The organism is Thalassovita sp., from assembly GCF_965218685.1.
Lineage (GTDB): Bacteria > Pseudomonadota > Alphaproteobacteria > Rhodobacterales > Rhodobacteraceae > Thalassobius.
The window spans coordinates 897,460-907,424 of the sequence record NZ_OZ244657.1 but is presented as its reverse complement, the minus strand read 5'-3'; the positions used below and the strand labels follow the sequence as shown (position 1 = coordinate 907,424).

Below are 9,965 nucleotides of genomic sequence, written 5' to 3'. Positions count from 1 at the left end.
ACATGGCCACTGTTGCCGTTACTGACGCGACTTTCGACGCAGAAGTCAAAAATTCCGACGTCCCCGTTGTGGTGGACTTCTGGGCAGAATGGTGCGGCCCCTGTAAGCAGATCGGCCCCGCCCTGGAAGAACTGTCCGAAGAGCTGGGCGATACCGTGAAAATCGCCAAGGTTGACGTTGACCAGAACCCCAACGCCGCTGCAGCCATGGGTGTTCGCGGTATTCCCGCACTGTTCATCTTTAAGGACGGCCAGGTTGTTTCGAACCGTGCTGGCGCTGCCCCCAAGGCCGCCCTGCAATCGTGGATCCAGGAATCGATCTGATCCCGACCGGAATAAGTTCAGTCAAAGCCCCGGCCAGTGCCGGGGCTTTTTATTTGGGCTAAAGGGGCCAGCCCTCGCGCCGCAGCGCTTGGGCGATTTGCTCTTCTGCAACCGGGCGACCCGCATTGATGCTGTTCTTGTGCCAAAACCAGTAGATAAAGCGCGCATAGTCGGGCCTGTGCTCGTGCACCTGCTCGAACGCGTTAGAGACGCCAAGTCCTTCGACATTTAGCGCAATGTGGTGAAAGTCGGTTTTGCCGAACAAAATGCTAGGCTTGCCGAAAAAATACCCATTGAACGCCACGGCCGAGTTCTGCGTCACCACATAGTCACAGCTTTGCAGCAGCGGGATCATTCCCCCTTTTTGTATCTGCAGATTCGAGAACCGGTCCTGCATTTGCTGCAGGCGGTTTTGTTCCTTCATCGAGTAGTTTTCCCGGGGGTGAAGGGTGACGATGACCCGCCGGTTGGGCTCGTGGTGCAGGACGGACATGATCATTTCGATCGGGCTGGCCATTTGGAACCCGCGCCGTTCGATAAGCTGATCCTGAAGCGGCACATAGACAAACCCCTCGTGGCTTGTCTTCGCCGGAGCATTCCTGAACACACGCCTCTGCCACCGCTCGTAGAAGGTTTTGGCCTTGTTAGGGTCTATTTTGTCCGAATTGAAGGACCGAAGAGCAACCCGCGAGGCCCAGCGTTCGCTGCTCTTTTCGATTGTCCAAAATGACCCGTGATAAACCCTTCGGAAGGTCAAACCACCCGGTTGGCCAGGGTCTTCATCGTGAAAAATCGAATAGCCATCAGCGGCCGTTTCGCGGCCCTGTTCTCGGGGGCACAGTTCGGTCTGAAACCCGGCGTCCTCAGTCACTGAAATGAGCTGCGCAAGGAAATTATGCGTCCCGTCCTGCGCCGCCCGCAGCAGCTTGTCTTCAAGGTAGAAGCGCAGGTTTTTCGGTTCCGTCATGGGCGAACGCTACTCAGCGAAACAGGTGCTGGCAAGCACTACTCTTGTGTGGCCAGTCCTAAGGTTCCATATAGGCGGACAGGAAAACGGAGGACGCAGATGTCGGACGAAAAATTCCCCGGATGGCACGGCACCACAATCATCGGTGTGAAAAAGAACGGTCTGGTTGTGATTGCTGGTGATGGCCAGGTCTCGCTTGGTCAGACGGTGATCAAGGGCACCGCGCGCAAAGTGCGCAGGCTTAGCCCCGGTGGGTTTGATGTCGTTGCAGGTTTCGCGGGTTCGACGGCGGACGCGTTCACCTTGCTCGAACGGCTCGAGGCCAAGCTGGAGGCAACCCCCGGCCAGCTGGCGCGTGCCAGCGTCGAGTTGGCCAAAGATTGGCGTACCGACAAGTACCTGCAAAAACTGGAGGCAATGCTGATTGTCACCGACGGCGCGGACATGTTCGTGATCACCGGCGCGGGCGACGTGCTGGAGCCTGAGCATGATGTGGCCGCCATCGGCTCGGGCGGGAACTATGCGCTGGCCGCGGCGCGAGGGATGATGGAGTCGGAGATGAACGCCGAAGAGGTGGCGCGCAAAGCCATGGCAATCGCCGCCGACATCTGCGTTTACACCAACGGCAACCTGACTGTGGAAAGCATTACCAAATGACCGATCTGACCCCCCGTGAAATCGTCAGCGAACTGGATCGCTTTATCATTGGCCAGTCCGAGGCGAAACGCTCGGTTGCTGTGGCTTTGCGCTCGCGTTGGCGGCGCAAACAGCTGGATGACGACCTGCGCGACGAGGTTTTTCCCAAGAATATCCTGATGATCGGCCCGACCGGTGTGGGTAAAACCGAGATCAGCCGCCGTTTGGCGAAACTGGCCCGCGCGCCGTTCATCAAGGTCGAGGCGACAAAGTTCACCGAGGTTGGTTATGTCGGCCGCGATGTGGAACAGATCATCCGAGACCTGGTGGACAGCTCGATCGCAATGACCCGCGAACATATGCGCGAGGACGTTAAGGCCAAGGCCTATGAGGCCGCTGAAAACCGCGTGATCGAGGTGATCGCCGGTACTGATGCCCGCGAAGCCACCCGCGAGATGTTCCGCAAGAAGCTGCAAAGCGGCGAGCTGGACAACACGGTGATCGAACTGGACGTGGCCGATGCCTCGAGCCCATTGCCGATGATGGATATTCCCGGTCAGCCGGGCAGCCAGATGGGTATGATGAACCTGGGCGATATTTTCGGTAAAGCCTTTGGTGGCCGCACCGTTCGCAAGAAAATGACCGTCGCCGAAAGCTATGATTTGCTGATCGCCGAAGAGGCTGACAAACTACTGGACGACGAAACCGTCACCCGCGCCGCCGTAAAGGCGGTCGAGGAAAACGGCATCGTGTTCCTGGACGAAATTGACAAGGTCTGTGCCCGCACCGAAGCGCGCGGCGCCGACGTCAGCCGCGAAGGTGTGCAGCGCGACCTGCTGCCGCTGATCGAAGGCACGACCGTCAGCACCAAACATGGCCCGGTAAAAACAGATCATGTGCTTTTCATCGCCTCGGGCGCGTTCCACATCGCAAAACCCTCGGATTTGTTGCCGGAACTACAGGGTCGCTTGCCGATCCGGGTCGAGTTGAAGGCCCTGACCGAAGAGGATTTCGTGCGTATTCTAACCGAAACGGACAACGCGCTGACCCGGCAGTACACCGCTCTGATGGCCACAGAAGAGGTTGACGTTACCTTCACCCAAGAAGGCATCGCCGCTCTGGCCAAAATCGCGGCCGATGTGAACAAGACGGTCGAAAATATCGGGGCCCGCCGGCTTTATACCGTGATGGAGCGCGTGTTCGAAGAGCTTTCCTTTGTTGCGCCGGATCGCGGGGGCCAGTCGGTGACCGTGGACGCGGCCTTTGTTCAGGAAAATCTGGGTGAGTTTGCAAAATCCGCAGATGTCAGCCGCTACGTGCTCTGATCAGCGGTGGCGCCGGAGATAGACGTAGTATGCTCCGGTTCCGCCATGGCGGTTATTAGCCTGCGCCACTTGCAGGACCACCGCATTCAGCGGCGGCATAGACAGCCATTGGGGCACGTTATGCTTCAGTACGCCGCGACGCGCAGGTATGGGGCCGTCGTCCTCTTTGGATTTGCCCTTACCGGTGATCACCAGTACCAGACGCAGCCCGCGTGAATGCGCACCCAAAATGAATTGGGTCAGCGCGGGGTGCGCGCGATCCATCGTCATTCCGTGCAGATCGATCCGATCCTCGGGCAGCAACTTACCGCGCTTCATTTTGGTGAAAGACTTCTTGTCCATCCTCAGGGGCGCGTTGTGCAGCTCTTCGCTGAGCCCTGGCCGCAGGTTATGCGGCGGGTTCGATACAGGCGCTGTCTGACCCACGGTAAAATCGGGCAGCCGAGAGATCGGGCGTTTTGTCGGTTTGGGCTTGGGCTTCGGCAGATCACCCGCTGCGCGTTCAGGGTGCAGGCGCTGAGCGGTATCGGCAACCGTGCGCCACAGTTCGATCTCGTTGTCGGTCAGCTTGCGGCGGGTCATTGTTCGGACTCGGGCAGCAGGGCATAGGCGCGTTGAATGGGCAGCAGAACCATCATGCGACCGGGGTCTTTCAGCTTGCCGGCCTCTCGTCCAGCAGAATCCCCGGTACCGAAGAAAATATCGGCCCGCTGCGCACCCTTGATGGCAGAGCCTGTGTCTTGCGCGATCATCAGCCGACGCAAGGGCGATTTCCCGTCCTTTTCCACCCAGACCGGCGCGCCAAGCGGGGTAAAGGCCGGATCAACGGCGATCGAGCGCATCGTTGTGATCGACCGATTCATGGCCCCAAGGGGTCCCTTTTCAGGCGAGACGCGGTTCACGGTGCGAAAGAATACGTAGGACGGGTTGTGGCGCAGCAGCTCGGCCCCGTCCATTGGGTTTCGGCGGACCCAGTTCTTGATCACCTGCGCCGAAACCTGATGGGATTTGTAAATCCCGCGCCGGATCAGTTCGACACCGATGGACCGATAAGGATGCCCGTTCGCCCCACCGTAGCCAACGCGGATATGGCTGCCATCGGGCAAGCGGATTCGTCCAGAACCTTGAATTTGCAGGAAAAACAACTCGACCGGGTCATCGACCCAAGCGATTTCCAATCCTCGGCCCGCCATCACGTCAGTCGTTTCGATCTCGCGACGGGACAGCCAGGTGCTGGCGCTTTTTGCTTCGGGGGGCTGGCGGTAGACGGGATAACGATACCGAGCATCAGGCCGCCGGGCGCCATCCAGTTCGGGTTCAAAATACCCGGTGAACAGCGCGTCTTGCCCGTCCTCGATCAGGACGGGGCGGAAAAACATCTCGAAAAAGGCGCGGGGGCTGTCGATGTTCTGGGCCACCGCACACAGCGAGGCCCAGTCAGGTTCGTCCAGATCGGGACAGGTTTCCAGAAAAGTGCGCAAAGCGGCGGCGTGGTTGTCCTGTTCCCACCCCTCCAAATCCTGAAACTCCAGAATTCGGAAGGTGGTTTCCTCGGACTGCGCTGTTCCTGCCATGATGAGCCCCAGCGCTACTGCCGCCAGCGCCCGGATCATCCGCCCGTGGCAACAAGCTGCCAGTTAGGATCGTCCGAGGCCATTTCGCGGGCGAAAGTCCAAACGTCGCGTTGCTTTTTCGGCGTCTTGGGATCGCCCTCGATGATCTCACCCGCGTTGTCACGCACGGCCGAGGTCAGCTCGCCCACGAAACGTACGGTGATCTCGGCGATGCGGCCGTCAACAAAATCAGCGTCTGCCAAGGACGTTTCGCGCACGCCAAGGAACTCGGCCTCGATGGTCAGGCCTTGTTGTTCGCGCGCTTCGACCACTTGGGCGAAGGTTTCATAGACGTCGTCCGACAAGAAGGGCTTGATCTCGGCCATCTCGCCGCGCTCGAAGCCCATCAGGATCATTTCATATGCGCCGCGCGCGCCCTGAAGGAATTCGCTGACGCTGAAATTCGGCTCCAGGCTTTTCATTTGCGACAGGGCCAGCGCTGCATCCGACCCCTCGGGAACGTGATCGATGATGTCGCGGTCGGGACCGCCTTCGATCACCGACAAGTCGGGTTTGCGCGAGGGGCGCTCGATCGGCTGGGGCGATTGCGGATTCTCAAACCCGTCGCGCGTGCCCAGCACGTTTTTCAGCCGCAGAATAAGGAAAACCGCGATGCCGGCCAGCACCAGAAGCTGCAAAATGGGCGAGTTCATAAGATCCTCTTGGTCAGGGGGTCATTTAAACCGTTGATACTCGACCTTATGTAGGGGCTACCGGCGACCAAGTCCACCGCGCCGGGCACGAAAGGAGATCACCACGATGTGGTTGTTAATCGCATTTGTCGCAGTTCCGATCATCGAGATCGCGCTGTTCATTCAGATCGGGGGCGCCATTGGCACCTGGAATACCATTGGGATCGTCGTTCTGACCGCCATTTTGGGCACCTGGCTGGTCCGCGCGCAGGGACGGCTGGCCATCGGCAACCTTCAGCGCAGTTTTTCCGAACTGGACGATCCGACAGAGCCTTTGGCCCATGGTGCGATGGTGCTGATCTCGGGTGTATTGCTGCTGACACCGGGGTTTTTCACCGATGCCTTGGGATTTGCGCTGCTTATTCCTTCGGTCCGTTCGGCGGTTTTTCACTATTTGCGCAAGCGGGTAAAGGTACAAAGCTTCACCATGGGGTCGATGCAATCGGGCCCGATGCAGCGCGATCCGATGGATGAAAATACCATCGACGGCGAATTCCACGAGATTGACCCCGAAAACCGCACGACTCATCGTCCGTCAGGCTGGACCAAGCATTGAGGGTGGTTTTCCATCCTGCTACACAAGCCCAGACATTGATTTTTGGAGATCACTATGGCCGAGAATGGCGCTGAAGGTGCAGCCGCACCGCAAATCAAATTCAACGTGCTGAACCAGTACATCCGCGATCTGTCGTTCGAAAACATCCTGGCCCAGAAAGGTGCAGGCGGCGAGGTCGTGCCCGCAATCAACGTTCAGGTTAATCTGGATGCGAAAAAGCGCTCGGTTGAGAACCAGTTCGAGGTCGCGATCAAGCTGAACGTGGAATCGGCCGCGAAAGAGGGCGGCGACAAGCTGTTCCTGCTGGAGATCGACTATGTTGGCCTGTTCAACATCGAAGGTGTCCCCGAGGAGCAGATGCACCCCTTCCTGCTGATCGAATGCCCGCGGATGCTGTTCCCGTTCCTGCGCCGCGTCGTCAGCGACGTGACCCGCGACGGTGGCTTCCCGCCGCTGAACCTGGAGACCATCGACTTTGTTGCGCTTTACCGCAATGAAATCGCCCGTCGTCAGGCCGAGCAGCAAGCTCAGAACGCACCCGTTTCCTAAACCGTCACTCTGACAGTTTAGTCCACAAAGCGCCGTCGCCCATCTTGTCTACAAAGGCTTGATGGGCGGCGGCTTCTTCATCTGTGATCCGCGAGGGCAGGGGCGCCGGGCGCGGGAAGGGCCGCCAGTCTCCGTCGTCTGCGCCTCCAGTGGTCTTGGTCGCCGCAACCGCGCTGAGTGCGAAATCGGGCTGACGTCCGCCGATAAGCTCAAGATAAACTTCGGCCAGAATTTCCGAGTCCAACAGCGCCCCGTGCAAAGTACGGTTCGAGTTATCGATGCCAAAGCGACGGCAAAGCGCGTCCAATGTGGCTGGAGAGCCGGGAAATTTCTGCCGCGCCATTGCCAACGTATCAACTGCACGCTCCATCGGCAGCTTAGGCAAGCCCATCCAGTCCAGCTCGGCGTTCAGGAATTTCATGTCGAAGCTGGCATTGTGGATCACCAGCTTCGAATCTGTCCCTACGAAATCAAAGAAGTCGCGCCCAACCTTGGAAAAAACAGGCTTGTCCAGCAGCGTCACCTCGCCCGAACCAGGCACAGGATCGCGCGGAGGATCCAGCAAGTCGGGGCCAATTCCGTGTACACCAAAAGCTTCGTCCGGCATGCCGCGTTCGGGGTTGATGTAGACGTGATAGGTCTCGCCCGTGGGCATGTGGTTATACAGCTCAACGCAACCGATCTCGACAATGCGGTCACCACGAAACGGGTCAAAACCGGTGGTTTCGGTATCCAGAACGATCTCACGCAATGGTCTGGCCCTTTCTGATTTGCTCCAGAATATCCTGCACCTGCGCGCGCGCGTTTTCCAGAGTGTCGGTGATCACTACGAAATCGGCGCGTTTTCGTTTTTCAGCGTCCGGCATCTGTTTGGCCTTGATCGCAAGAAACTGAGCCTCGGTCATCGTGCCGCGCGCCAGGACGCGTTCGCGCTGAACATCCTCGGGGGCTGAAACGACCAGCACCGCGTCCATGCTCTGATTGCCGCCGGTTTCGAACAGCAAAGGTACGTCGAAAACAAGGATGTCCGCATCTGCCGTCGCGATAAACTCGGCCCGGTCCTCGGCGACCAGCGGATGGACGATAGCCTCGATCTGTTTAAGCGCAGCCGGGTCCGACTGGATGATCTGTTTAAGTTGATCGCGCGATACTGCACCGTCCACGATGGCCTGCGGGAACAGGGCTTGCATCGGGGCCACGGCCTTTCCTCCGCTGGAATAGAGCCTATGAACGGCTGCGTCTGCGTCCCAGATTGCGCATCCTTCATCGGCCAATAGCTGCGCCGTGGTCGATTTGCCCATGCCAATGGATCCGGTTAGGCCCAGCTTGAAACTCATGCCAACATGATCCTGCGAATTTCCTCGTCAACCTCGGGGCGCTGTCCGAACCAGCGTTCGAATCCGGGGATGCCTTGATAGATTAACATGCCAATCCCATCGACCACGTGACATCCGGCCTCTTCTGCGACTTGCAGCAAGCGGGTTTTCAGCGGGGTATAAACAATGTCGGTGACCACGGTTTTCGCAGACAGTCCATCCAGCGGCAGGCGCAGTTCGGGGCTGCCTACCATCCCAAGCGAGGTCGTGTTGACGACAAGCGCGGCGTCTTCCAGCACATTGCCGGCCTGCACCCAATCAATCACGGTGATCCGGGCGCCGAACTCCTGCTTCAAAGCATCGGCTCGGATGCGGGTGCGGTTGGTCAGCAGGATCTCGGGGACGCCTGCAGACAGAAGCGACGTAATGATCGCACGCGAGGCACCCCCAGCACCCAAAACAACCGCCGGCCCCGAGGCCGGGTCCCAATCCGGCGCGCCTCGGCGCAGGTTCTCGAAAAACCCGTAACCATCTGTGTTGTCTGCGTGAATTTTTCCGTCCTCGCGGAAAATCAACGTATTCGCTGCCCCGATCAGGGTGGCGCGATCCGTCGTCACATCGGCGATCTCCAGCGCGGCTTCTTTATGGGGGACGGTAACGTTGGCACCGACGAACCCTGCCTTGGGAAGGGTGCGCAAGACTGTTTCCAGGTTTTCGGGCTTAACCTCGAGCGGAACGTAATGCCCTTCGAGCCCGTATTTCTTGAGCCAGTGCCCGTGCATCCGAGGAGATTTGGAGTGGGCCACCGGGTAACCGATCACACCAGCCAAAGGTATCTTGTGCGCGCTCATCCCGGTATGTCTCCTCGGACGGTTAAATAGCCCAGCAGCTCAAGCAGCGGCAGGCCCAGAACGTTAAAATAGTCGCCATCGACGCGGGAAAACAAGCGGATGCCTTCCTCTTCCAGCTTATAGCCGCCAACGCTGTCGCCGATGCCGGGCCAGTTACGGGTCAGATAATCCTCGAGGTATTCATCCGAGAAGCTGCGCATGCGCAAACGCACCTGACCAATGTGACGCCAAATGGGCCTACCATCCTCGCAGATTACCGCTGCGGACAATAGCATGTGTCGCTGACCGCGTAGGGATTGCAGCTGCGTGCGCGCTTCGTCGATGCCACGGGGTTTCGAAAGAACACGGCCATCAAGCTCTAGAACCTGATCGCAGCCCAGAACCATCGCACCAGGGTTTTTTTCGCTGACCTTCAGCGCCTTCATCTCGGCCAGGGTATCGGCGATGTCCCGTGGTTTGGCCTGTTCGGCCTCAAGCGAATCGCGGATCATAATCTCGTCGACTCGGGCCTTTTGCACGGTGAAGGGAACGCCGGCGTTCGTCAGTAGCTGCCGGCGGATTTCGGACCCGGATGCCAGGATCAGGTTCATGGCCATGTGGATAACCTCGTGGAAGACTCAACGAACTTCTTAAGGAAGGATTTCGGACAAGTCACCGAGCTTTCTGGACTGTGAAAAACTCAGAGGTTTTCGACGCCCTGGGTCACAGCTTTTCCACATCAGGACAAGGAAAACGCCCATGTCGTGGATAAGTTTTTCGTAAACAGTTTTCCCACGGGATATCCACATGGTTCTTCATCAATCAGAAAATTTCTAAATATTTGATTTATAAATATTAAGTTCCACTTCTTCACAGAATCGGCTGGTGAATATGGGGGCGTGGTGCAAAGATGATAACAGCCGGGATAAGCAAGTAATCCACTGAAAATCGGATCCCTAAATCATCATCAATCTTATTATCTTTCTTTATTTTATTATTGGGACAAACCCCGAAATGCCCGACCTTCCCTAAGCCTAGCCCTGTATGGTTAATCAGTGCTTAAGCTTGGAAAGAGTGAAAGATTTGACTCGCCCCCCGGGACACCCTATTTACGTGTCCAACCCCTCGTCCGAGGGAGCGATTTTCCATCCATATAAA

General features: G+C 58.0%; 13 protein-coding genes. 5 read left to right on the top strand and 8 right to left on the bottom strand.

The annotated features are described in order from the left end of the window. Positions 1 to 2: 2 nt before the first annotated feature. Entirely contained in the window at positions 3 to 323 is a 321-nt protein-coding gene (gene trxA, locus ACOQOQ_RS04745; RefSeq protein ID WP_420568987.1) for a thioredoxin, read from the top strand. Positions 324 to 381: 58 nt separating this feature from the next. Here the strand turns inward: trxA and ACOQOQ_RS04740 are convergent, their stop codons facing one another. Next, a complete protein-coding gene (locus ACOQOQ_RS04740; RefSeq protein WP_420568986.1) occupies positions 382 to 1,290 on the bottom strand; it encodes a hypothetical protein in 909 nt (302 codons plus the stop codon). Between the two features lie 99 nt (positions 1,291 to 1,389). On the opposite strand from ACOQOQ_RS04740, the gene hslV reads away from it, so the two are divergent. Next, a complete protein-coding gene (hslV, locus tag ACOQOQ_RS04735) occupies positions 1,390 to 1,947 on the top strand; it encodes an ATP-dependent protease subunit HslV (protein ID WP_420568985.1) in 558 nt (185 codons plus the stop codon). Beyond that, positions 1,944 to 3,251: an ATP-dependent protease ATPase subunit HslU gene (gene hslU / locus ACOQOQ_RS04730; RefSeq protein ID WP_420568984.1), complete on the top strand. Its 1,308-nt coding sequence runs from the start codon at positions 1,944 to 1,946 to the stop codon at positions 3,249 to 3,251. Before hslV ends, hslU begins: the two co-directional genes overlap by 4 nt. On the opposite strand, the gene ACOQOQ_RS04725 is transcribed toward hslU, so the two are convergent. Genes ACOQOQ_RS04725 through ACOQOQ_RS04715 form a run of 3 tightly spaced genes read right to left on the bottom strand, consistent with a single transcriptional unit; the run spans position 3,252 to position 5,517 of the window. Continuing rightward, entirely contained in the window at positions 3,252 to 3,833 is a 582-nt protein-coding gene (locus ACOQOQ_RS04725; RefSeq protein ID WP_420568983.1) for a Smr/MutS family protein, read from the bottom strand. Further along, positions 3,830 to 4,825 carry a murein transglycosylase A gene (locus ACOQOQ_RS04720; RefSeq protein WP_420568982.1) on the bottom strand — a complete coding sequence of 332 codons (996 nt, stop codon included), beginning with the start codon at positions 4,823 to 4,825 and terminating at the stop codon, positions 3,830 to 3,832. The genes ACOQOQ_RS04725 and ACOQOQ_RS04720 overlap by 4 nt, the downstream gene beginning before the upstream one ends. A 35-nt stretch (positions 4,826 to 4,860) precedes the next feature. Beyond that, positions 4,861 to 5,517 (bottom strand): Tim44/TimA family putative adaptor protein, encoded by a 657-nt coding sequence (locus tag ACOQOQ_RS04715; RefSeq protein ID WP_420568981.1) that lies wholly within the window; start codon positions 5,515 to 5,517, stop codon positions 4,861 to 4,863. Between the two features lie 106 nt (positions 5,518 to 5,623). Here ACOQOQ_RS04715 and ACOQOQ_RS04710 point away from each other — a divergent pair, with 106 nt between their 5' ends. Together ACOQOQ_RS04710 and secB are read left to right on the top strand one after the other, a co-directional pair. Further along, complete coding sequence (locus ACOQOQ_RS04710; RefSeq protein WP_420568980.1) at positions 5,624 to 6,112, top strand: FxsA family protein; 489 nt, start codon at positions 5,624 to 5,626, stop codon at positions 6,110 to 6,112. 54 nt (positions 6,113 to 6,166) lie between these two features. Then, entirely contained in the window at positions 6,167 to 6,661 is a 495-nt protein-coding gene (gene secB / locus ACOQOQ_RS04705) for a protein-export chaperone SecB (RefSeq protein ID WP_420568979.1), read from the top strand. A gap of 4 nt (positions 6,662 to 6,665) precedes the next feature. Here secB and dnaQ read toward each other — a convergent pair whose 3' ends face one another. Genes dnaQ through ACOQOQ_RS04685 form a run of 4 tightly spaced genes read right to left on the bottom strand, consistent with a single transcriptional unit; the run spans position 6,666 to position 9,424 of the window. Next, entirely contained in the window at positions 6,666 to 7,412 is a 747-nt protein-coding gene (dnaQ, locus tag ACOQOQ_RS04700) for a DNA polymerase III subunit epsilon (protein WP_420568978.1), read from the bottom strand. Further along, complete coding sequence (coaE, locus tag ACOQOQ_RS04695; protein ID WP_420568977.1) at positions 7,405 to 7,998, bottom strand: dephospho-CoA kinase; 594 nt, start codon at positions 7,996 to 7,998, stop codon at positions 7,405 to 7,407. Before coaE ends, dnaQ begins: the two co-directional genes overlap by 8 nt. Further along, the gene (locus tag ACOQOQ_RS04690; protein ID WP_420568976.1) at positions 7,995 to 8,828 is read right to left on the bottom strand and encodes a shikimate dehydrogenase; all 834 of its coding nucleotides are present in this window, start codon (positions 8,826 to 8,828) and stop codon (positions 7,995 to 7,997) included. The genes coaE and ACOQOQ_RS04690 overlap by 4 nt, the downstream gene beginning before the upstream one ends. After that, the gene (locus ACOQOQ_RS04685) at positions 8,825 to 9,424 is read right to left on the bottom strand and encodes a Maf family protein (RefSeq protein WP_420568975.1); all 600 of its coding nucleotides are present in this window, start codon (positions 9,422 to 9,424) and stop codon (positions 8,825 to 8,827) included. Before ACOQOQ_RS04685 ends, ACOQOQ_RS04690 begins: the two co-directional genes overlap by 4 nt. Between the last annotated feature and the right edge of the window lie 541 nt (positions 9,425 to 9,965).